This is a genomic window from Sphingopyxis witflariensis, from assembly GCF_002205635.1.
In the GTDB taxonomy this organism is placed as follows: Bacteria; Pseudomonadota; Alphaproteobacteria; order Sphingomonadales; family Sphingomonadaceae; genus Sphingopyxis; species Sphingopyxis witflariensis.
This window is the reverse complement of record NZ_NISJ01000002.1, coordinates 105,558-126,585: the sequence shown is the minus strand read 5'-3', so window position 1 is coordinate 126,585 and position 21,028 is coordinate 105,558. Positions and strand designations below refer to the sequence as shown.

The 21,028-nt window shown below is 63.8% G+C and carries 27 protein-coding genes; 15 read left to right on the top strand and 12 right to left on the bottom strand.

The window, feature by feature from the left end; genetic code table 11:
- Positions 1 to 14 precede the first annotated feature (14 nt).
- The gene (locus CDQ91_RS04625) at positions 15 to 1,415 is read left to right on the top strand and encodes an SPOR domain-containing protein (protein ID WP_088471553.1); all 1,401 of its coding nucleotides are present in this window, start codon (positions 15 to 17) and stop codon (positions 1,413 to 1,415) included.
- Between the two features lie 69 nt (positions 1,416 to 1,484).
- Here CDQ91_RS04625 and CDQ91_RS04620 read toward each other — a convergent pair whose 3' ends face one another.
- Entirely contained in the window at positions 1,485 to 1,829 is a 345-nt protein-coding gene (locus CDQ91_RS04620) for an arsenate reductase family protein (protein ID WP_088471552.1), read from the bottom strand.
- Between the two features lie 170 nt (positions 1,830 to 1,999).
- Between CDQ91_RS04620 and CDQ91_RS04615 the strand changes: the two genes are divergently transcribed.
- The gene (locus tag CDQ91_RS04615; RefSeq protein WP_237245821.1) at positions 2,000 to 2,728 is read left to right on the top strand and encodes a murein L,D-transpeptidase catalytic domain family protein; all 729 of its coding nucleotides are present in this window, start codon (positions 2,000 to 2,002) and stop codon (positions 2,726 to 2,728) included.
- Between the two features lie 131 nt (positions 2,729 to 2,859).
- Here CDQ91_RS04615 and CDQ91_RS04610 read toward each other — a convergent pair whose 3' ends face one another.
- The 4 genes from CDQ91_RS04610 to CDQ91_RS04595 form a co-directional block, all read right to left on the bottom strand.
- Positions 2,860 to 4,224: a L,D-transpeptidase scaffold domain-containing protein gene (locus CDQ91_RS04610; protein ID WP_088471908.1), complete on the bottom strand. Its 1,365-nt coding sequence runs from the start codon at positions 4,222 to 4,224 to the stop codon at positions 2,860 to 2,862.
- 87 nt (positions 4,225 to 4,311) lie between these two features.
- Positions 4,312 to 5,673: an acetyl-CoA carboxylase biotin carboxylase subunit gene (accC, locus tag CDQ91_RS04605; RefSeq protein ID WP_088471551.1), complete on the bottom strand. Its 1,362-nt coding sequence runs from the start codon at positions 5,671 to 5,673 to the stop codon at positions 4,312 to 4,314.
- 11 nt (positions 5,674 to 5,684) lie between these two features.
- Complete coding sequence (gene accB / locus CDQ91_RS04600) at positions 5,685 to 6,161, bottom strand: acetyl-CoA carboxylase biotin carboxyl carrier protein (RefSeq protein WP_088471550.1); 477 nt, start codon at positions 6,159 to 6,161, stop codon at positions 5,685 to 5,687.
- A gap of 69 nt (positions 6,162 to 6,230) precedes the next feature.
- Positions 6,231 to 6,671, bottom strand: a complete 441-nt coding sequence (locus tag CDQ91_RS04595; protein ID WP_088471549.1) for a type II 3-dehydroquinate dehydratase — start codon at positions 6,669 to 6,671, stop codon at positions 6,231 to 6,233.
- A 79-nt stretch (positions 6,672 to 6,750) separates the two neighbouring features.
- Between CDQ91_RS04595 and thiS the strand changes: the two genes are divergently transcribed.
- Genes thiS through CDQ91_RS04580 form a run of 3 tightly spaced genes read left to right on the top strand, consistent with a single transcriptional unit; the run spans position 6,751 to position 8,580 of the window.
- Positions 6,751 to 6,954 (top strand): sulfur carrier protein ThiS, encoded by a 204-nt coding sequence (thiS, locus tag CDQ91_RS21940; protein ID WP_237245820.1) that lies wholly within the window; start codon positions 6,751 to 6,753, stop codon positions 6,952 to 6,954.
- The gene (locus CDQ91_RS04585) at positions 6,951 to 7,721 is read left to right on the top strand and encodes a thiazole synthase (protein WP_088471547.1); all 771 of its coding nucleotides are present in this window, start codon (positions 6,951 to 6,953) and stop codon (positions 7,719 to 7,721) included. Before thiS ends, CDQ91_RS04585 begins: the two co-directional genes overlap by 4 nt.
- Positions 7,722 to 7,731: 10 nt before the next feature.
- Positions 7,732 to 8,580: an amidohydrolase family protein gene (locus CDQ91_RS04580; RefSeq protein WP_237245819.1), complete on the top strand. Its 849-nt coding sequence runs from the start codon at positions 7,732 to 7,734 to the stop codon at positions 8,578 to 8,580.
- Between the two features lie 345 nt (positions 8,581 to 8,925).
- Here CDQ91_RS04580 and CDQ91_RS04575 read toward each other — a convergent pair whose 3' ends face one another.
- The gene (locus CDQ91_RS04575; protein ID WP_201791860.1) at positions 8,926 to 9,669 is read right to left on the bottom strand and encodes a pentapeptide repeat-containing protein; all 744 of its coding nucleotides are present in this window, start codon (positions 9,667 to 9,669) and stop codon (positions 8,926 to 8,928) included.
- Positions 9,670 to 9,875: 206 nt separating this feature from the next.
- On the opposite strand from CDQ91_RS04575, the gene CDQ91_RS04570 reads away from it, so the two are divergent.
- Complete coding sequence (locus CDQ91_RS04570) at positions 9,876 to 10,058, top strand: CsbD family protein (RefSeq protein ID WP_088471546.1); 183 nt, start codon at positions 9,876 to 9,878, stop codon at positions 10,056 to 10,058.
- A gap of 91 nt (positions 10,059 to 10,149) precedes the next feature.
- Here CDQ91_RS04570 and CDQ91_RS04565 read toward each other — a convergent pair whose 3' ends face one another.
- From CDQ91_RS04565 to CDQ91_RS04550, 4 genes are all read right to left on the bottom strand, one after another.
- Entirely contained in the window at positions 10,150 to 10,899 is a 750-nt protein-coding gene (locus tag CDQ91_RS04565; protein ID WP_088471545.1) for a hypothetical protein, read from the bottom strand.
- A gap of 86 nt (positions 10,900 to 10,985) precedes the next feature.
- Entirely contained in the window at positions 10,986 to 11,438 is a 453-nt protein-coding gene (locus CDQ91_RS04560; protein ID WP_088471544.1) for a DUF1330 domain-containing protein, read from the bottom strand.
- Positions 11,435 to 11,986, bottom strand: a complete 552-nt coding sequence (locus CDQ91_RS04555; protein WP_088471543.1) for a GNAT family N-acetyltransferase — start codon at positions 11,984 to 11,986, stop codon at positions 11,435 to 11,437. The genes CDQ91_RS04560 and CDQ91_RS04555 overlap by 4 nt, the downstream gene beginning before the upstream one ends.
- A gap of 181 nt (positions 11,987 to 12,167) precedes the next feature.
- A complete protein-coding gene (locus CDQ91_RS04550; protein ID WP_088471542.1) occupies positions 12,168 to 12,566 on the bottom strand; it encodes a glycine zipper 2TM domain-containing protein in 399 nt (132 codons plus the stop codon).
- 179 nt (positions 12,567 to 12,745) lie between these two features.
- Here CDQ91_RS04550 and CDQ91_RS04545 point away from each other — a divergent pair, with 179 nt between their 5' ends.
- Both CDQ91_RS04545 and rarD read left to right on the top strand, forming a co-directional pair.
- Complete coding sequence (locus CDQ91_RS04545) at positions 12,746 to 12,967, top strand: hypothetical protein (RefSeq protein ID WP_088471541.1); 222 nt, start codon at positions 12,746 to 12,748, stop codon at positions 12,965 to 12,967.
- 22 nt (positions 12,968 to 12,989) lie between these two features.
- Entirely contained in the window at positions 12,990 to 13,913 is a 924-nt protein-coding gene (gene rarD, locus CDQ91_RS04540; protein WP_088471540.1) for an EamA family transporter RarD, read from the top strand.
- An 80-nt stretch (positions 13,914 to 13,993) separates the two neighbouring features.
- Here the strand turns inward: rarD and pyrC are convergent, their stop codons facing one another.
- Positions 13,994 to 15,016 (bottom strand): dihydroorotase, encoded by a 1,023-nt coding sequence (gene pyrC / locus CDQ91_RS04535; RefSeq protein ID WP_088471539.1) that lies wholly within the window; start codon positions 15,014 to 15,016, stop codon positions 13,994 to 13,996.
- 60 nt (positions 15,017 to 15,076) lie between these two features.
- Between pyrC and ygfZ the strand changes: the two genes are divergently transcribed.
- The 4 genes from ygfZ (at position 15,077) to CDQ91_RS04515 (ending at position 17,932) form a co-directional block, all read left to right on the top strand.
- Positions 15,077 to 15,802, top strand: a complete 726-nt coding sequence (ygfZ, locus tag CDQ91_RS04530) for a CAF17-like 4Fe-4S cluster assembly/insertion protein YgfZ (RefSeq protein ID WP_088471538.1) — start codon at positions 15,077 to 15,079, stop codon at positions 15,800 to 15,802.
- 110 nt (positions 15,803 to 15,912) lie between these two features.
- Positions 15,913 to 16,611, top strand: coding sequence for a hypothetical protein (locus CDQ91_RS04525; RefSeq protein WP_144036685.1), 699 nt, complete (start codon positions 15,913 to 15,915; stop codon positions 16,609 to 16,611).
- Positions 16,612 to 16,685: 74 nt separating this feature from the next.
- The gene (locus CDQ91_RS04520; RefSeq protein WP_237245818.1) at positions 16,686 to 17,213 is read left to right on the top strand and encodes a retropepsin-like aspartic protease family protein; all 528 of its coding nucleotides are present in this window, start codon (positions 16,686 to 16,688) and stop codon (positions 17,211 to 17,213) included.
- A 47-nt stretch (positions 17,214 to 17,260) separates the two neighbouring features.
- Positions 17,261 to 17,932 carry an MBL fold metallo-hydrolase gene (locus tag CDQ91_RS04515; RefSeq protein ID WP_088471535.1) on the top strand — a complete coding sequence of 224 codons (672 nt, stop codon included), beginning with the start codon at positions 17,261 to 17,263 and terminating at the stop codon, positions 17,930 to 17,932.
- A 30-nt stretch (positions 17,933 to 17,962) separates the two neighbouring features.
- On the opposite strand, the gene CDQ91_RS04510 is transcribed toward CDQ91_RS04515, so the two are convergent.
- A complete protein-coding gene (locus CDQ91_RS04510) occupies positions 17,963 to 18,403 on the bottom strand; it encodes an MAPEG family protein (protein WP_088471534.1) in 441 nt (146 codons plus the stop codon).
- A gap of 337 nt (positions 18,404 to 18,740) precedes the next feature.
- Here CDQ91_RS04510 and rpmF point away from each other — a divergent pair, with 337 nt between their 5' ends.
- From rpmF to CDQ91_RS04495, 3 genes are read left to right on the top strand one after another with little or no spacing between them, the layout of a single operon-like run.
- Positions 18,741 to 18,920 carry a 50S ribosomal protein L32 gene (gene rpmF, locus CDQ91_RS04505; RefSeq protein ID WP_011541714.1) on the top strand — a complete coding sequence of 60 codons (180 nt, stop codon included), beginning with the start codon at positions 18,741 to 18,743 and terminating at the stop codon, positions 18,918 to 18,920.
- Positions 18,921 to 18,942: 22 nt separating this feature from the next.
- Complete coding sequence (plsX, locus tag CDQ91_RS04500; RefSeq protein WP_088471533.1) at positions 18,943 to 19,977, top strand: phosphate acyltransferase PlsX; 1,035 nt, start codon at positions 18,943 to 18,945, stop codon at positions 19,975 to 19,977.
- Complete coding sequence (locus CDQ91_RS04495; protein ID WP_088471532.1) at positions 19,974 to 20,939, top strand: beta-ketoacyl-ACP synthase III; 966 nt, start codon at positions 19,974 to 19,976, stop codon at positions 20,937 to 20,939. The genes plsX and CDQ91_RS04495 overlap by 4 nt, the downstream gene beginning before the upstream one ends.
- Positions 20,940 to 21,028 lie beyond the last annotated feature (89 nt).

Sequence of the window (21,028 nt, the reverse complement as noted above, 5' to 3'; positions counted from 1 at the left end):
AGGGGGATGACATCATGAACCGCAAAATGCTGATGAAACTGGCCGTATCGGGCTTTGTTCTGACCGCTACGACCGCGGGTTGCAGCGGCCTGGGGCAGATGGCGTCGGCGCCCGCCAACGCAGCGGGCAAGCCCGACGTCGCCGCCAGGTCGGCCGACAAGGCGCGCGCGGCGATCGTGGAGGACAAGGCCGGCAACGCCGTGGGCTTCGCTGAAGCAGCGGTCGCAGCAAGCCCGCGCGATGCCGACTATCGCGCGTTGCTGGGGCAGGCCTATCTGAACGACGGCCGCTTCGCGTCGGCCACCGCAGCATTGACCGAGGCGATGGAGCTCGGCGCGACCGACAGCAACACGATCATCGCGCTGGCGCTGGCCCAGATTGCACAGGGCAAGGCGGTCGATGCGGCCGCGTTGCTGGGCGCGCATCAGGACAAGGTGCCCGCATCGGACACCGGCTTGGCGATGGCGCTGGCCGGCGACAGCGAATCGGCAATTTATATGCTGAGCGAAGCTGCCCGGGCTCCCGGCGCCAATGCGCGCACGCGTCAGAATCTGGCGCTGGCATTCGCTTTGTCGGGGCGCTGGGCGCAGGCCCGCATTCTTGCTTCGCAGGATCTGTCGCCTGCGAAGCTCGAGGGGCGAATGGCCGAATGGTCGAAGCTCGCCGAACAGCCGAACGCACAGTTCCGCGTCGCGAGCCTGATCGGCGCCAAAGTACAGAGCGATGCCGGCATGCCGGTGCGTCTGGCGCTGAGCAATTTTGCCGACACGCAAATGGCCGCTGCGCCCGCTGCGGTCGAACTCGCCAGCATCGACCCGGCCCCGATCGCTGCTTTTGCTCCGCCGCCGCCCGTGATGGCCGACGCATCAGGCACGATCAGAACCGTCGAACTGCCGATGCCACAGCGCACCGCCGATGGCGTGGTGCCGGCGACCGAACTGCCGCAACCGAAGGCAGCGGGAGAAGTGATCCTGGCCGAGGCCGCGCCATATCGCGCCGCGCCGCGCGTTACGGGCGAAGCCAGCGAACGGTTGCGTCCGTATCAGCAGCAGGCGCTGGAAATGGCGACGCGCATTGTGCCCGCAGCGATGGGCTTCGATTCGAAAAAGCCGTCGGGCTGGGCCGTGCAACTCGGCGCTTATGACAGTCTGGGTATCGCCAAGGAAAAATGGGGCGGCCTGAAAAAGCGGAGCGCCATGCTGGCGAACTTCCCGGCATCGAGCCACGCCGCGACAGTGAAGGGGCGCACCTTTTACCGCCTGACCGTCAACGGCCTTACGACCCGCAACGATGCGGTGAGCCTGTGCAACGAGTTGAAGGCGCAGGGCCAGACCTGTTTCATCCGCCAGATGGGGGGCGGCGAAAGCATCCAGTGGACGGCAAAAGCCAGTCCATTGCGGATGGCTTCGCGGTAAGTTTTCGACACTCCGGGGGGAGTGGACCGAGAAGGGGCGTGGCCGCAAGGCTGCGCCCCTTCGCTTTTGTCAGAGAATCTCGTGCACTACATCCTGCGGACGGCACAGGCGCACGCCCTTGTCGGTTTCGACAATCGGGCGTTCGACATAGGCTGGGTTGGCAGCCATCGCGGTGATAATATCATCCTCGCTCGCATCCTTGAGGCCGCGTTCTTCGGCATCGGTGCCGCGCAGGCGCAGCGCGTCGCGCGCGCCGAGACCGGCGTCCGCGAACAGCTGACGCAGCTTGTCCGCCGCATAGGGATTTTTCAGATATTCGACGATGGTGACGTCGACGCCGGGCGTCTCTTGCAGAATCGCGAGGGTCTTGCGCGAGGTGCCGCAGGCGGGGTTATGCCAGATGGTTGCGTTCATGGAGGCGTCCTAACGCGGGCTTATCGCAGCGTAAACCCGCTGTTCATGGCATATATGGCACATTTGCCCGCATGAAGAGGCACCACCTGCTTGCCTTTGAAGGCCGGACCCATGATTTGTCGAGGAATCGAGGGACCGTAAAGGCGGCCAATGCGGGGTATGGGTTGCACGTGAATGAATTGATTGATCGCAGGGCGATGTTGGCGGGACTGGCGAGCGCAGGTGCGTTGGCCGCGACTTCGGCGCGCGCCCAGATGCCAGGCTGGATCCAGCAGCCGGCACCCCCCGCGCCGGTAGACTATCTGGCCGTCGCGCGGACGCAGCTCGCGCGCCAAGGGCGCAATATCACGCAGACCGATCGTGTTGGCATCGTCGATTTCGGCCTGCCGTCATCGCGCCCGCGCTTCGCGCTCGTCGATATGGTGGCGGGGAAGATCGACATGTATCCGGTCACCCACGGCCGCGGGTCAGACCCTCAGCACGACGGCTGGCTCAAGAGCTTTTCGAACCGTGTCGGCAGCCTCGCAACCTCGCGCGGCGCCTATCGCACCAGCGACTATTATCTGGGCGGAAACGGCTCGTCTATGCGGCTCGCCGGGCTGGAACCCGACAACAATAATGCCGATGTGCGCGCGATCGTCGTCCACGGTGCTTGGTATGCCGAACCGTCGCTGATCGCCACACAGGGCAAGCTGGGGCGCAGCGAAGGCTGTTTCGTGTTCGGTGAGGAATTGCTGCCCCTGATCCTCTACAAGCTTGGCCCCGGGCGGCTGTTGTTCGCCGACAAGCTCAGCATTGCGCCGCCGGTGTTCAAGCCGTTCGACATTCCCGCACCGGGGACGGAGAATATCCGGCGCGCGGGTTCGGTCAGCGGGACGTTTCCGACCACAGCGGATTAAGTAGCCGCTCTAACCCCGTCGTCATTGCGAGCTTCGCGAAGCAATCTCCTGCCATCGGTCACGAGCAAGGTCGATGGCTGGAGATTGCTTCGTCGCTCTGCTCCTCGCAATGACGAGAGGCGGGAGGACCCTCAATAAATCCCTGACGTTCCGGGTGTCGTCGCGCGCGCGGTCGTCGTCACCGTCGGCACGACCGGCGGAGCCTTGGGTGCGACGATCGTGGCGGTGGGGCGACCGGGTTTGGCGAAGCTGGCGACGACGGGTGCGTCGCGCCCATAGATATCGGCGAGTTTCTTCACGCCGCCCTTGCCGTCGGGAACGATGGTCCAATAAGCGACATAGACGGGGAAGGGATCGTCGAAGCCGAAGCGCGTCGTCTTGCCGCTTGCAACCACTTCACCGAACTCTTCGGGGCTGCGCCCCGCAAACATCACCGCCATCAGGCCGGAGAAGTGCAACGCGCGTTCGGTGCGGATACAGCCATGGCTGAACGCGCGCGCGGCGGCGGCAAAGGCGCCCTTTGACGGCGTGTCGTGCAGATAGATCGCATGCTCGTTAAGCATTTCGAGCTTCATCACGCCCAGCGCATTGCCCGGGCCGGCCTTTTGCACGACCGACAAGGTCTTGCCGCTGCCCGTCCAGGTATAGCCCTGCGCGCGGGCGCGGGCGGGGTTGTTAGCGATCGTCGCGCCAATACCCTCGTTGATGATGCTGCGTGGCAGCGTCCAGGTCGGGTTGACGATGACGCCGGTCGCCATCGGATTGAGCTGCGGCGTCGGGGTCGACGCCTTGCCGACCACCGCCTTGTGGGTCGCGATGACCGTGCCGCCATGGACGACGCGGGTCACATATTCGGGTACGTTGCTGACGACATAGCGTTCACCAAGGTTGCGCGGCATCCAGCGCCAGCGTTCCATGTTGACGCGGATCGCATTGGCGTCGGCGGGTGCTTTTGCCTTGGCGAGCGAGGCCTTGAGTGCGGCGAAATCGGGATGTGCGGGGTTGAGCGACGCCAGTGTTTCGGTGATCGATCCCGCATTCAGCGCGGTGGCCAGAAGCGCGAGCAAGGGTTCGCTGTTACTGTCGCTGTCGACCATGAACCATTGTTTGCGCGCCGCATTGGGCGTGCGGCCGTCGCGCAAATGTGTAGCGAGGAGCAGGAAGGTGTCGGTCGCGACGCGGTCGAGCTGCGTCTGGTCATCGCCAAGGATCGCGGCGGCCAGCGCGTCGGGATTATAATCCTTGGCGAACAGGCCTTCGGTGCCGATGCGTTCGATCGCGGTCAGAAGTGCTTCGGCATTCCGCTTCGACCAGTCCGGCAGATTTGCTTCGGCGGCTGTCTCGACGACGGGGGCGTCATCCTTCACCTTGTCGGGCTGAAGGACCACCGAATCTTCTTTGACACCCGGCTGCGCCAGCGCGGGCGCGGCGAGGAGGGTGAGGGGAAGGAGAAGCGCCGCGGCGGGACGTGCGAAATGGGGGGAGGTTTTGACCATGGTCGATGCCATAGCCAAAAATATCCAACAGTTAAAGTGACGCGCCTCACATCGTCATCCCGGCTTTCGCCGGGATGACGATGAATATCAGGCGGCGCCTTCTTCGGCCTCGCGGGCCAGCCAGTCTTCGAGCCATTTGATGGTATAATCGCCATGAATGACGTCGGGGTCGGCGAGCAGCGCCTGGTGGAGCGGGATGTTCGTCTTGACCCCGCCGATCACCATTTCCTCGAGCGCGCGGCGCATCCGCATCATGCAGCTTTCGCGGGTGCGACCGTAAACGATCAGCTTGCCGATCATGCTGTCATAGTAAGGCGGGATCGAATAGCCGGCGTAAAGCCCGCTATCGACGCGTACATGCATGCCGCCTGCGGCGTGATAGCTGGTGACCTTGCCCGGCGAGGGCATGAAGGTCCGCGGATCTTCGGCATTGATGCGGCATTCCATGGCATGGCCACGAAATTCCAGATCCTCTTGGCTGACCGACAGGCCCGCACCGCCTGCGATGCGGATCTGTTCGCGGACGAGGTCGAAGCCGGTGATCATTTCCGTCACCGGATGTTCGACCTGGATGCGCGTGTTCATCTCGATGAAGAAGAACTCGCCATTTTCCCACAGAAATTCGATCGTACCGGCGCCGCGATATTGCATCGCGGCCATCGCATCGGCGCACACTTTGCCCATCCGCGCGCGTTCGTCGGCCGAGATGATCGGCGAGGGGGCTTCTTCGAGCACCTTCTGGTGGCGACGCTGGAGTGAGCAGTCGCGTTCGCCCAGATGGATGGCCTGGCCCTTGCCGTCGCCGAACACCTGAAATTCGATGTGCCGGGGATTGCCGAGATATTTTTCCATATAGACGGTCGGGTCGCCGAACGCCGCCGCCGCTTCGCTCGACGCCTGACCCATCAGGCTTTCGAGGCTGTCGGCGTCGGGAACGACCTTCATGCCGCGCCCGCCGCCGCCTGAAGCGGCCTTGATCAGCACCGGATAGCCGATGCTTTCGGCGATCTTGAGCGCTTCGTCGCCATAGGTGACCGCGCCGGGCGAGCCGGGAACGACCGGCAGGCCGAGCGCGACCGCAGTGCGCTTCGCCTCGACCTTGTCGCCCATGGTGCGGATATGTTCGGGCTTGGGTCCGACGAAGATCATGTCATGCGCTTCGATGATCTCGGCGAAGCGCTCATTTTCCGATAGAAAGCCATAGCCGGGATGGATTGCGTCGGCGCCGGTGATCTCGGCGGCCGAGATGATCGCCGGGATGTTGAGATAGCTGTCCTTCGCCGCCGGCGGGCCGATGCATACGGCCTCGTCGGCGAGGCGGACGTGCATCGCGTCGGTATCGGCGGTCGAATGGACCGCGACCGTTTTGATGCCCATTTCATGGCATGCGCGGTGGATGCGCAGCGCGATCTCGCCGCGATTGGCGATCAGAAGCTTTTCGATGGCCATCAGCTAAGGCCTCAGCTGATGGTGAACAGCGGCTGGTCGAATTCGACCGGCTGGCTGTTCTCGACATGCACGGCTTTCAGCGTGCCTGCGGCGGGCGCAACGATCGGGTTCATGACCTTCATCGCCTCGATGATCAGGATGGTGTCGCCGGCCTTCACCGCCGAGCCGACCGCCGCGAAATTGGGCGCGCCGGGTTCGGGCGAAAGGTAAACGGTGCCGACCATCGGCGATTTCACCGCATCCGCGAAACTGTCGACAGCGGGCGCGGCGGCAGCGGGTGCTGCGGCGACAGCCGGAGCGGCGGCAGGTGCCGCCACCGGTGCGGGGGCATAGGCGACGGGCGCGGCGGTCAGCGTGCGGACGACGCGGACCTTGCGGTCGCCGTCCTCGACCTCGATTTCCGAAAGTTGCGTGTCGTCGAGCAGTTCCGCGAGCGCGCGGACATATGCCGGATCGATGTTGATGCCATTGTCTTTATGGTCACCCATGAGAATATTTCCTGTTGTTGCGGCGTCGTTGGTGCGACGCTCGACCCCGATTATGATGGCGCCCTCTTGTCAGAGACCGGCGGCGGCGTCCAGCGCCAGCGTATAGCTTTGCGCGCCATGGCCAGCGAAATGGGCCACGGCGGCCATGCCGATGTAGCTGATATGGCGAAAGGATTCGCGTTTCATCGGGTCCGACAAATGAACCTCGATCACCGGCACCTTGATCGATTTGATCGCGTCGTGGAGCGCGATCGACGTATGCGTATAGCCCCCGGCGTTGAGCAGCACGGCTTTCGCGCCCGCGACATAGGCTTCGTGGAGCCAGTCGATCAGCACGCCTTCATGGTTCGACTGGCGGCATTCGAGGCGCAGCCCCAGTTCGGCGGCCTGCGCCTCGAGCCGCGCATGGATGTCGTTCAGCGTGTCATGACCATAGATTTCGGGCTCGCGCGTCCCGAGCAGATTGAGATTGGGGCCACTCAGGACATAGACGGTCGGCTTATCGGTCAATGCACGGGCTTTCGGTTGCGGCGATGGACGCTCCCCCTATATGGGCTGCATCGTAAAAGGCAAAGAAGGTAGGGTTGCGGTGATTTCGATCAGGCTCAATGGCGAGCAAAGACAGGCGCGCGAGGGCAGCATTGCCGATCTCGTCGCGTCGCTGGGTCTTGATGTCAAAAAGGTCGCGGTCGAGCGCAACCGCGAAATCGTGCCGCGCTCGACCCTGGCCGATGTCGCGCTCGCCGAGGGCGACGAACTGGAAATTGTACATTTTGTGGGAGGCGGTTGTTGACCGATCAATGGAGTGTGGCCGGACGGACATTCACGTCGCGGCTGATTGTCGGCACCGGCAAATATAAGGATTTCGAGCAGAATGCGGCAGCGGTCGCGGCGTCGGGGGCGGAAATCGTCACCGTCGCGGTGCGCCGCGTCAATGTGTCCGATCCCACGGCGCCGATGCTCACCGACTATATCGATCCCAAGAAGATCACCTATCTTCCCAACACCGCGGGCTGTTTCAACGCCGACGACGCGATCCGCACCTTGCGGCTGGCGCGCGAGGCGGGCGGCTGGGATCTGGTGAAGCTCGAAGTGCTGGGGGAAGCGAAGACGCTTTATCCCAATATGCGCGAAACGCTGACCGCGACCGAGACACTGGCCAAGGAAGGCTTCCTGCCGATGGTCTATTGCGTCGACGATCCGATCGCCGCGAAACAGCTTGAGGATGCGGGGGCGGTCGCGGTGATGCCGCTGGGCGCGCCGATCGGTTCGGGACTGGGGATCCAGAACCGCGTCACGATCCGCCTGATCGTCGAGGGCGCGTCGGTGCCGGTGCTCGTCGATGCGGGGGTCGGCACGGCGAGTGACGCCGCGGTGGCGATGGAGCTTGGCTGCGATGGCGTGCTGATGAACACTGCGATTGCGGAAGCGAAAGACCCCATCCGCATGGCGCGTGCGATGAAGCTGGCGGTCGAGGCGGGGCGTGATTCCTACCTTGCGGGGCGGATGGGCGTGCGGCGCTATGCCGATCCGTCGAGCCCGCTGGCCGGCCTGATCTGAGGCCCGAGCCATGAAAATCCTGCCGCTTCTCGCCGCCGCAATCTTGCTCGCGCCGGGCGCGGCGGCGCAGCCATCGTTCGACAGCCATGTCCACCTGTGGGACGGCGAAAAGTCGATCGACGCATATCAGGCGCAGGTGCAGGGCGCTGGCCTCGACCTGGCCGGTTTCGGCGGGATGTGGTTCGGCGGTCCGAACCAGGCACTCGCGGGCAATCCTGACGACATCCGCGCCCGCAACGATGCGCTGCTCGCGCTGGCGGCGAAGCATCCGAACATGGTGCCGATCGCCACAGTCCATCCTTACGACGGCCCCGCCGCGCTGGCCGAGTTGCAGCGGATCGCCGGGCTTGGCGTGAAGCTGCTCAAAATCCATCCGCATACGCAGAAGTTCGATCCGGCCGACTCGCGGGTGCTGGCGTTGGTCCGGCGCGCCGGCGAGCTTGGCGTCGCCGTCGTGATGGACAATGCCAATATCGTTCCGGGCGGCGACAGCGAAAAGCTGTTCAACCTTGCGCTGGCCGCGCCCAGGACGAAGTTCATTTTCGCGCATATGGGCGGGCTGAATTTCCGTTTCTGGAATATTCTCAAAATGGCGCGCACCGCCGAGGGGCTGTTCGGCGACAATATCTATTTCGACATTTCGGCGATGGTCACGCTCGCTGCCGATGCGCCGATCGAGGAAGAGTTTATCTGGACGATCCGCAATGTCGGGGTCGATCATGTTCTGATCGGGTCCGACTATCCGCAATTCTCCATGGCGCAAACGCTCGCGGCGTTTGAAAAGCTCGATCTGACCGCGGCGGAAAAGGCGAAGATTCGTTTTGAGAATGCGCGCGGGTTGTTTGGGCTGAAGCGCTAGCAGGCTCGTTCCGTATCGCGCGGGCGCGACCATGACGAATGTCCGGAATGACCGAAACTAGCTGTTCCCCGGCGAAAGCCGGGGTCCAGGGCGTCATGGGACCGACGCCTGCGCTGTAACTCGCGCGGCCCCGGCTTTCGCCGGGGAACGGGAGTGGCAGAAAGCGACCGAAAACCGCCGTTTCATTTATCGTCACCCTGAATTTGTTTCAGGGTCCATGGTCAGTCCTCTCCATCAGCGCCGCACCGGATTAGGGGGCAGGCCATGGATGCTGAAACTAGTTCAGCATGACGAAATCATTGTCAGCTTCCCACCCCAAAGCCGACAGTCAGTTCTCTACGCACCTCACCCCATCGAGACGTCCAGCCCCATCGCCGCCAACAGGTTTGGCTGCTGATCGGGTGACACGATCATGCCTTCGAGGCTGGCCAACTCCCTGAGGTTCACGCCCGCCAGTTCCGCGCCGCGAAAGTCGGCGCGGGCGAGCTTGGCGCCGGCGGTCAGCGCGAGGACGAAATCGCAGCCGCGCAGGTCGGCGCCCTCCAGATTGGCGTCGAATAGCACCGCTTCGCGAAAGCTGGAGCCTGAGAGGTCGCAGTCGGGCATTCGCGCCCCGTTGAGGTCGGCGAATTCGAGATTGCAGCTACGCATCGTCGCCATCGTCTTGACGAGCGTGCGCCCGAAGGTGCGGCTGAAATCAGTCTTGTCGAACGCCGCGCCGCGCATGTTGCAGGCGTCCATCTCGACCCCGAACAGCGCCGAGCGATCGAATTTCGCGAAGGACAGATCGCAGCGGTTGAACCGTGTCTGTTCGAGACGCGAAAAGGCGAATTGGGCGCCGCTATGCTCTACATCGTCGATGAAGGAGCAATTTTCGAAAACCGCATCGCGCAGGTCGGCATTGGCAAAGCGGCAGCGGATCAGGCGGCATCGCGTCAGCCGTGCATCCTGCAGGCACGTCCCGGTAAATTGCACGTCGCGCATCACGCAGTCGGTCAGCACCGCGCCGGCGAGGTCGGCGTCGGCGAAATCGTGGTCGGACAGATCGGTATCGTGGACGACGCAATTGGGTTCGAGCTTCACCGGCATCTCCATCTCCCTGGAATCGGTCCGTCGATAAGCATGGGAATGGAACACATCAAGAACAATGCGTGGGGTGGGCGGGAAGATGGTTCCAATCCGTGGGCTACCCTTCGCCAGCAACGCTTGGTCCCATAGTCTGGAACGTCGGCCGCAAGGGGCCGTTGATCCGGCAAGAGGCACTGCCGCCTCTGCCAAGATCAAGGAGAACTCCCATGGGTGAATTCACCGAAAAAGCCAAAGGCGCCGCCAACGAAGCCGTTGGCAACACCAAGCAGGCGATTGGCAAGGCTACCGATAACGAGCGCCTCCGCGCCGAAGGCGAAGCGCAGGAACGCAAGGGCGAAGCCCAGAATCTGAAGGGCAAGGTCCAAGGCGCGCTCGGCGACAAAATCTGACGATCTTTACGAACGTCACGCAAGAGAAAGGCCCCGGGAGACTGGGGCCTTTTTTTGGTCCCCCATCGCTGTGCGACAGGGAGGATTGAGATTATTTCCCGCCCGACGCGACCAGGTCGACGTCGGTCATCCCGCCGTCGCGGCGCATGAACAGGACATAGGCGAGGTCGCCCTTTGTTCCGCCGAGCATATGTTCGCTGCCGTTGACGCGGTGGTCGCTGGTGTAGCCGTTGCGTACGGCCAGCGTGTGATAATAGTCGAGAACGATCTGCATCGGTGCCGCAGTCTGGAAGTTGACGACGCGGATGTTGCATTTGCCGCCCGCGATCCCGGCCGCCTCGCGCAGCGTTGCACGCGGATAGACTTTAAAGGCGGCGGGCAGGCGTTCGGCCCAGGCATTGCCATAGGTCAGCTTGGCATCGCACGCGCCCTTCGATTGCTCCTGGGCGAGCGCGCCGATGGTGACGGGACGCTCTTTTGCCTCGCAGCCATCGCAGCCGGCCTCGAATGGCAGCGCCTTGGGGGTGGAAAGTAATTTGCCGACTTTCAGCGCGGCGGCGGCTTCGGCGGCGGTGGCGGCCTTGCCGCCAGCGACGCCGGGAACCCCGCCATCGACGGGACGATCGCCCGGACCCGCGGCGTTCCGGTTCGCCTGACCCGTCAGCTTGGGATCGACCATGATCCGGTCTTCGAGCGCGCCCTTGATCGCGGGGTCGGCATCGGTCAGTCCGTCGTCGATCGAACCGAGCTCCGCCTTGGCATCGGGATTGTCCCGGCAACCGGCGAGCGGCGCAGCGGCCATCAGCAAGCCGGTGACCAGCCATTTTCCGCGCGACATCATTGCGAACACTCCCCTAATCTTCCACCGGAATTGCCGGTATAGGATCAAGGAAATATGAGCAAATTTCGCGAATGGGCAGGGGTTTGTCAGCCAAAAACTGTACCGGCCTGAGACGCTTTCGGATCGCAGCGGATCAGCCGCGAGGTTTCGACCGCTGCCTGCCGATGGAACACCGCTACGCGATAGACGGGGTCGGTCACCATTTCCATGAAGGCGCCGCTATTCGGATATTCGGCGATGAACATAGCGTCCCAATATTCCCCGTCCGGCCCGATGACCATGGCCTCCATCGTCCCGCGCCAGACGATGCGGCCGCCGACGCGCTGAAACACGGCGCCGCTGTCGGCGCCATAATGGGCATAGGCTTCGGCACCGCTCAGGCCCTGCCCGGCGAGAGCATGGTCGGCCGGATAGGTCGCCTGTTCCTTGAAGCGCACGAGGTTGAGCATATGGATGGGCGTATCGCGTGGTAGCGCCTTGAAGGCGTCGAACTGCGCGCGTTCGGGGTCGATATGATGGTCGCCTGAGCGGTCGCTCACGGCCGTAACTCCTTGCGCTTTACCCGCCACTGGTCAGCGCTTTGCTTCCATGCGTCGACCGATATGTCCTCAAGCGGTGCGGGCAGCCGGGTCGGGCCGCTGTTCGTCGCGCCGAGCCGCGCGGCGAGTGCCTGCGATCGCGTGTTGGCGGGATCGATGCAGTGCATCAGTTCGGGCCATTTCAGGAAATCGACCGCGAAGTCGCATGCCGCGATCACGCCCTCGAACGCATAGCCTTTGCCAGCAAATTTGGCGCGGACGCCATAGCCGATCTCGGGAGCGGGCCAGCCATCGGGTTCCCACGGACCCAGCCGTCCAACCCATTCGCCGGTTTCGCGCTCGATTACCGAAAACATCGAAAAGCCACGGATGTGCCAAGCGCCGGCGAGGGTGCACCACAGCCGCCACGCCTGCGATCGGGGGCAAGTGCCGCCGAGGAACTGCATCGTATCGGCTTCGGCGCTCATTTCTGCAAAGCCGTCGAAATCTTCGGTTGCGGGTGGCCGCAGGATCAGCCGCTCGGTGACAAGAAGGGGGCCGTTCAACATCGTCGGTCCTTTCCGAAGGTGCGCAACAAAGCGCGCTTCTGCGGCAAGAACCCCGGCGGGGCAAGGCGAAAGGGGCACATTCTGAACGCGTAGAGGGCGCCAACCAGGTTGACGCCCTCATCCATCGCCGGTGCGGGCGGAGGGGTCTCGGACCCGCGCCTGCAATGGGATCGCTTATCGCTTAGCGGCAGCGATATTTGTCACGGTCGATCTCGCGGCCGAGCAGGGCGCCCGCGCCCGCACCGATTACGGTGCCGAGCAGCTTGTCGCCGCGGCCGGCGATTTCGTTGCCGGCCAGGCCGCCAACGGCGCCGCCGATGAGCAGGCCGGTGGTGCCATTATCCTTTTTGCAGTGATAACGGCCGTCATTGCCGCGCCAGACGCGGCTATTCGCTCCGAGGCGCTCGTCGCGCGCATAATGGCGGTGACCCTTGCGCTTCTTGTGAAAGCCGGCCGATTGATCGAGGCTATGATAGCCCTCCGCCTGCGCGGGAGCGGCGATGCCGGCATAGGCCGGGGTGGTTGCGAGGATGCTGGCGGCGATGAAAGCGCCGGTCAGGCCCTTGGTGAAATTACGCATATCAAGTCCTTTCCTGGTTTTGCGCCTCGATCCCGGCGACGGGAGCGGGTGCTTCGGGGGGAGAACGGTTGGAATCTGCGGGGCGTTGCATTAACCCTAGGCAACAAGACGAACCGAGTGCTGACGGCGACGAACCGAAAGGCCTTGCCGCATCGCGGGCGGCATGCGACACTTCGCCCATGCTCAACATCGCCTCGCTCGCCATTGGCGTCATCGCGCTCATTCTCGCGGTTTTCGCTTTCATCCCGTTCCTCGGTTGGGCGAATTGGGTGATCATTCCTTTCGCCGTGATCGGCCTTGCGCTGGGCGCAATGTCGGACAGGACGAGCGGACGCAATTTGAACATCGTCGTCGTCGTCGTCGGTGCTCTGCGACTGATGCTCGGCGGTGGCCTCATCTGATCCCCCCGAAACGAGCCGTATCATGACCCAGCCATCGGCGCCCGCCCCCGCGGGAAGCCATCAGGGCGGCTTGCCCTATGCCCTTGCCGCCTATGCGATCTGGGGCATCGTTCCGCTCTTCTTCAAATTATTGACCAGCGTTCCGCCGGTGGAGGTGCTGGCGCAGCGGATCATCTGGTCGCTGCCTCTATGCTTCCTGATCATGATCTTCCGGCGGCAGATCGGCGACTATCTGGCGGCGTTCAGGGATTGGCGCGTGCTGCGGATGCTGATCGCCAGTTCGGCGCTGATCGCGCTGAACTGGTTGGTCTATATCAATGCCATCTTCACCGATCATGTGCTGGCGGCCAGCCTTGGCTATTATCTGAATCCGCTGGTCAATGTGATGCTGGGGATGATCTTTCTGGGCGAAAGGCTCAGTCGCCTGCAGGCGCTTGCGGTTGCCTTTGCGGCGGTGGGCGTCGCCATCCTGCTCGCGGGCGCGCTCGATACGCTGTGGATCAGCCTGACGCTGGCTTTCACCTTCGCCTTCTATGGCCTGATCCGCAAGGTGATACCGGTCGGGGCGCTGCCCGGCCTGGCGATCGAGACGACCTTGCTGATGCCGGTGGCGATCGCGGCGGCGGGATATTATCTCTGGATCGGCGATGGCCGGGGTTTCGGAACCGGTACGGGGATCAGTCTGTTGCTCGCGGCCGGGGGTGTCGTCACCGCGGTGCCGCTGCTCCTGTTCGCGACGGCGGCGCGGCGGATGAGCTTTGCCGCACTGGGATTCGTGCAATATCTTGCGCCGAGCATCGTTTTCCTGCTCGGCCTGTTCGTGTTTGACGAACCGTTGAAGCCCGTGCAGCTCGTCTGTTTCCTGCTGATCTGGATCAGCATCGCGATCTTCAGCTTCGACATGTGGCGCAAGATGCGCGCGGAGCGGATGCTGGCGGTGGCTTGACTGTCTTCGTCATGCCGGACTTGATCCGGCATCCATGACCGCATGGACCCCGGATCAAGTCCGGGGTGACGAAGGTTGGTCTAAACCAGCTTCCACCCCAGCGTTTCGCCCGCATGGAAAGGGACAACCTCGCCGCAGCGTTCGGGAACTACCGTCTCGCCGCGCTCGAGGGTGATCGTGCCGCTGTTGAGCGGCAGGCCATAGAAATTCGGACCATGCTCGCTGGCAAAACCCTCGAACTTGTCGAGCGCGCCGTCCTGATCGAAGGCGGTGATATAGGATTCGAGCGCATAGGGCGCATTGAAGATGCCGGCGCAGCCGCATGCGGCTTCCTTGGTGTGCACCGCGTGCGGTGCGCTGTCGGTGCCGAGGAAGAATTTGGGCGAGCCCGAGGTCGCGGCGGCGCGGACCGCGACGCGATGCGCCTCGCGCTTGGCGACGGGCAGGCAGTAAGCGTGCGGACGGATGCCGCCGACGAGCATGGCGTTGCGGTTGATGTGCAAATGCTGTGGGGTGATCGTCGCGGCAACATTGGCGGGGGCGTCGGCGACGAACTGAGCCGCCTCGGCCGTCGTGATATGTTCGAAGACGATCTTGAGCGTGGGAAGCTGCTTCACCAGCGGCGCCAGCGTGCGGTCGATGAACACCGCCTCGCGGTCGAAAATATCGACGTCATGGTCGGTGACTTCGCCGTGGATGAGCAAAGGCATGCCGATCTCGGCCATGCGTTCCAGCACGGGCATGATCTTCGCGACATCGGTCACGCCATGCGCGCTGCCCGTGGTCGCGTTTGCGGGGTAGAGCTTCGCGGCGGTGAACACCCCTTCGGCATGGCCGCGCGCCATTGTGCCGGGGTCGCTGTTGTCGGTGAGGTACGCGACGATTAGCGGGGTGAAGTCGACCCCGGCCGGGACCGCGGCGCGGATACGGTCGCGATAGGCGATGCCTTCGGCCGCCGTCGTCACCGGCGGCGACAGGTTGGGCATCACGATCGCCCGAGCGAACTGACGTGCGGTATAAGGCACGACATGGTCGAGCATCGCCCCGTCGCGCAGATGGACGTGCCAGTCGTCGGGGCGGCGGATGGTGATGCGGTCGGTCATATGTCTCTCGCGAGTGAAATGGATGCTTGGTTTTGGCTGCCGCGTCCCTAGATTATCGCCATGACCAATACCACCCTGAACGATCGCGCGCTTATCCGTCTTGCGGGCGAGGATGTCCGTGGTTTCCTGCAAGGGCTGGTGACCAATGATGTGTCGGGCAATCTACCCGTCTGGGCGGCGCTGCTCAGCGCACAGGGCAAGGCGCTGTTCGATTTCCTGATCTGGGGCGATGAAGACGATATATTGATCGATTGCGAGCGTCATGCGGCGGATGATTTGGCCAAAAGGCTGAAACTCTATCGTCTGCGCCGCGCGATCATAATTGAGCGTGAACCCGATCTGGCCGTCCATTGGGCGCCGGTGGGCGATCTTGGCGTCGTTGATCCGCGCTTGTCCGGCCTTGGCCAACGGTGGCTGGAACCAGCCGACGAAGGCGAGGGCGCCGATGCTGCGTGGCGCGCGCACCGGCTGGCGCTCGGCGTCACCGAAGGCCGCGCCGAGCTTGGCGACGGGACGACGCTCTGGCTGGAATGCAATGCGGTCGAGCTGAACGGGGTGAGCTTTTCGAAGGGCTGTTATGTCGGGCAGGAGAACACCGCGCGGATGAACTGGCGGCAAAAGGTCAACCGGCGGCTGGTCGTCGTGCCGCTGGCCGAAGCCGATGCGAAGCGGCAGGTCGTCGCCTATCCCGAGCTTGGCTGGTCGGTCGAGCATCGCCGGGTCGAGAATATCGATGTGGCCCGCGCGCCGGGCTGGATGCGCGAAGGACTTCCGGTTGGCGAGTGAGGTGGCGTGTCTGACTACCCCTCTATCGTCACCCCGGACTTGATCCGGGGTCTATGCCGCCGCCGCCGAATGGATGCCGGATCAAGTCCGGCATGACGAGGGGTGGGGAAGTGTCTGCTCCTCGAAGCTGTTACAAGGCCGCGCTCCACCGGTTCATGACAGGTGCAGCCATTGCTGATAAACTGCCGGCCATGCGCGCTTTCCTGATTTCGTCGGCGCTTGCCGCCGCTTTCGTTGCAACGCCGGCCGCCGCCGAGGGCCGCTGCGTCACTTTGCCCGTTTCAACCTCTGACGCCGCCTCATCGGCGCCGCTGGTCGCGATCGCGCCCGAAGAAGCGGCTGTGCCCGCGAGGCTTGCCCCGCTGGCCGCCGATTCGCCCTGGCAGGCGCGGTTCGAGGCGGCAGCGGACGAATTATTCGTCGCGCTGCAATCGCGCGATGAGAGCCGCTGGCAGCCGTTGCTCGGTGGCCGCTGGCTGGGCGAGGCCGATCGCAGCGCAATCGCGGCGATGATCGACGACCCCTGCGGCGCCTTTGGTGCGCTGCTCAAGGCACCGGACCCGATCGAACGCCGGATATTGGGATGGAATATCCCCGCTTCCTATTCGGCCGCCGACAAGGCCGAGATCGCCGCGCGGCCCGAAGCCGAAGCACTCGCCTGCTGGTCGGCGCGTTCTGCGACGGCATGGCCGCTGACCGCCGCCGAGGCTGATAATCGCGGGGATCGCCCCTATGCGTGCGCGCGGATCGCCTATTCGGTGCGCGGCGATACCCCGCTATGGCGCGGCTTCATCGAAACGCCCCGCTGAGCAGGCGCCCGCATTTAACGATTCTCCAACGCAATTCTGCAACACAGGCCCTCATGTTGGGGCGCATCCTTGTTATGGCCGCGATGATCGCGGCAACATCGGTCGGCATGGCGCGCTGCGCCAGCCGGACTGCCGGTGACGATACCGGACAATCGACCGTAAAATCCGTCGATGATGGCGGTTGGAGCCAGCGTGGCGGAAGCGGCTGGTCGTCGGCATCAGCCCGAAAAACCGGGTCGGGCGCGGTGCAGTTGGGGCGCTCGGGCGACTCGCATTTCTATGCCGATACGCGTGTCGACGGGGCGAGCATCAAGATGATGGTCGATACCGGGGCGTCGATCGTCGCGCTGACCCGCCGCGATGCCGAGGCGATCGGGATCGACGTCGACGGGCTGCCGGTCGTCGGCACGGCGCGCACCGCGGGCGGCGAGGTGCCGATGCGGGTTGTCATGCTCAACAGCGTCGAAATCGGCGGGATCGAAGTGCGCGGGGTGCAGGCGGCGGTGATCGACGCCGATATGGGGGTCTCGCTGCTCGGACAGAGCTTTCTCTCGAAACTCGACGCGGTGAATGTCGAAGGCGATATGATGACGCTGCGCTGAGGCGCCCGGTATTGCCAAATCCGCGCGCTTTGCCCACATCAGCCGGCATGAACGCTCCCAATCCCCCGCTGCGCGCCGCGATCGTGCCCGTCACCGCCTTTCAGCAGAATTGCACCCTCCTCTGGTGTACCGAGACCAACAAGGCGGCTTTCGTCGATCCCGGCGGCGACCTCGACAAGCTGAAGGAAGCGATCAAGCAGACCGGGGTCGAGGTCGAGAAGATCCTCGTCACCCATGGCCATATGGATCATTGCGGGCAGGCGGGGATGCTCGCGAAGGAACTCGGCGTGCCGATCGAGGGACCACATGAGGACGACCGTTTCTGGATCGCGCAATTCGCCGAGGATGGCGCCCGTTTCGGCATGGTGGGCGAATCGTTCGAGCCCGACCGCTGGCTGGTCGATGGCGACACGGTGACCGTCGGCAATCTGACGATCGACGTCATTCATTGCCCCGGCCACACGCCCGGCCATGTCGTTTTCCATCATGCGCCATCGAAACTCGCGATCGTCGGCGACGTGATTTTCCAGGGATCGATCGGCCGCACCGATTTTCCGCGCGGCAATCATCAGCAATTGCTCGATTCGATCACGCAGAAATTGTGGCCGCTCGGCGGCGACACGACTTTCCTGCCCGGGCATGGCGCGCGCAGCAGCTTTGCGCACGAACGGCGCAGCAATCCCTTTGTCGGCGATATGGTGCTGGGGACGGCGGGTTAACCCCCTCCCGCAGGCGGGAGGGGGCTGAGCCTATTTCTGTTCCAGAACCACCGTCTCGGTGACATCGACCGAGGTGAAGCTCGTCGGGGTCATGTAGACGGCGGTCAGCGCGGTGGCGGCCAGGCCAAGCTGGGTCAGCATGGTGATGATCGTGCCGACCATCCGGCCCCACATCGCCCCGTCCATACCGATCGCGTGCAGGATGCGGCCGACCAGATAGAGCGCGCCGGCGCCCCACAGCCACATCGACGACCCAAGGCCAAGCTCGACGAGCGCGAGCAGGATCAGCACGAAAGCCGTGTTTTCGACATAATTGCTGTGTGCGCGCATGCGCCGCATCACCAATTCATTGCCGCCGTCACCGACAAAGACCTTCTCTTTCGTCCGCACCCGCCCGACGCGAACCGAAAGCCAAAGGTTGAGCAGTGCCGCTCCCGCGGCGATCGTCAGGCTGACAGGCAACAAGATCATAGTTATCCCCCAAGTGGATCGGCCGGCGCGCCCCTGCGGTCCGGCGAGGCGCGAGGTGTGGCATTCCCATAAGGGAAGGGCAAGCGCACCCGCCCGCAACCTCATCGCCTCGAACGCGATCCGGGGCTTGCCTTTGCGGGCGAAAACGCTATAGCCCCGCCCAATCCGGCACCCGACACCATCAGGCGTTGAGGCACCCTTCGGCGGAAGATTTTTCTTGTCATATCCAGGCAGGAACGGGCTTCGGCACGGCGGGCGGGCCAGTTATTCCCGGCAACGGGAATGACAAATCCGGGTTTGCCGATTCGTGTAAACATTTAAGAATGCAGGAAATATCATGGCCGTCCCCAAGCGAAAAACCTCGCCCTCGAAGCGTGGCATGCGTCGTAGCCACGACAGCCTGAAGGTTGAAGCCTTCCAGGAATGCCCGAATTGCGGCGAGCTGAAGCGCCCGCACAATCTGTGCAACGCCTGTGGCCATTATAATGGCCGCGAAGTGGTGTCGGTCGGCGCTTAATCATTAGCCGGAGGGCGTCATCATGAGCCTGACACCGCGAATCGCAATCGATGCGATGGGCGGTGACGTCGGCGTGCGCGTGATGTGCGCAGGCGCGGCGATGGCACGCCACAAGCATGACGGCCTCCGCTTCCTCCTCGTCGGCGACGAGGTGCGGATCAAAGCCGCCCTCGAAAATCACCCGAATCTCCGCGCGGCGACCGACATCATCCACACCGATGGTGTCGTCACCGGCGAAGACAAGCCCAGTCAGGCGCTTCGCAAGGCGAAGAGCACGTCGATGGGATTGGCGATCGACGCGGTGAAGCGCGGCGATGCCGGCGGTGCCGTGTCTGCGGGAAATACCGGGGCGCTGATGGCGATGGCAAAGGTTGCGCTGCGCACCATGCCGGGGATCGACCGTCCCGCGCTGGCGGCGCTGCTCCCGACTCTCGGCAACAATGACGTCGTGATGCTCGACCTCGGCGCCAACACCGACTGCGACGCCAACAACCTCACGCAATTTGCGGTGATGGGCGCGGCCTATGCGCGCACCGCGATGGGGCTGGAACGCCCGCGCGTTGCGCTGCTCAACATCGGCACCGAGGAATTGAAGGGCACCGACGAGATTCGCGATGCCGCGGCGATGCTGCGCGCTGCGAAGGGTCTGCCGATGGATTTCACCGGCTTCATCGAGGGTGACAAATTGTCGCGCGGCGATGTCGATGTGATCGTCCACGACGGCTTTTCGGGCAATATCGCGCTGAAGACGATTGAGGGGACGGCGCGTTTCGTGACCGACCTGTTGCGCCGCGCTTTCACCAGCTCGACCCGCTCGAAGATCGGCTTTCTGATCTCGCGTCCGGCGACCGAGCTGCTGCGCCACCATCTCGACCCCAATAATCACAATGGCGCCGTCTTCCTGGGATTGAACGGCGTCGTATTGAAAAGCCATGGCAGCGCGGATGCCAAGGGGGTCGCCAATTGCGTCCACCTGTGCGCCGAGCTGATCGAAAAGGACATTACGCGGCAGGTGACGCAGGATCTGGCCAATTTCCGTAACGGCGACGCAGCATGACCCTCCGCGCCATATTGGCCGGCACCGGGTCGGCCTTGCCCCGCACCCGCGTGTCGAACGCTGAACTCGCCGAGCGAGTCGATACGAGCGACGAATGGATCGTTGAACGCACCGGTATCCGCTTCCGTTATATCGCCGAACCCGATGAGACGACCGCGACGCTCGGCGCCGCCGCTGCGCAGCAGGCGCTTGCCGCCGCCGGGCTTCAGCCTTCGGACATTGGCCTGATCATCCTCGCGACCGCGACCCCCGACAACACATTTCCGGCCAGTGCGACCAAGGTGCAGGCGTTGATCGGCGCACCCGATTGCATCGCTTTTGACGTCGCTGCGGTCTGCTCGGGCTTTCTCTATGCCGTGACAGTCGCCGATTCGATGCTGCGCACGGGCGCCGCGAAACACGCGCTGGTCATCGGTTCGGAAACCTTCAGCCGCATCCTCGACTGGGAAGACCGCACGACCTGCGTCCTTTTTGGCGACGGCGCCGGCGCGGTTGTGCTGTCGGCAAAGGATGTCGACGACGATCAGGGTATCCTCGCGACGCGGCTTCATGCCGACGGCAAATATTCGGGCATGCTCTATGTCGATGGCGGGCCGTCGACCACCGGCACGGTCGGTCATGTCCGCATGCACGGGCGCGAAGTGTTCCGCCACGCGGTCACCAACCTTGCATCGGTGCTGGGCGAGGTGCTGGAAGATACCGGCCTGTCGCCGAGCGACGTCGACTGGGTCGTGCCGCATCAGGCGAACCGCCGGATCATCGATGCGACCGCCAAAAAACTGGGGCTCGACCCCGCGCGCGTCGTGATGACCGTCGACCAGCATGCCAACACGTCGGCGGCCTCGGTGCCGCTGGCGCTCGACCTCGCAGTGCGCGACGGGCGCATCAAGCGCGGCGATTTGGTGGTGCTCGAGGCGATGGGTGGTGGCTTCACCTGGGGCGCCGCGGCCCTCAGAGTTTAGCCGGGTCACCCACATTGGCGCATTTGCGCCACTGGATGATCTCACCGCATCAACTCTTCCGTCCATCCGTTTCAGTTTGGCGGATTTAT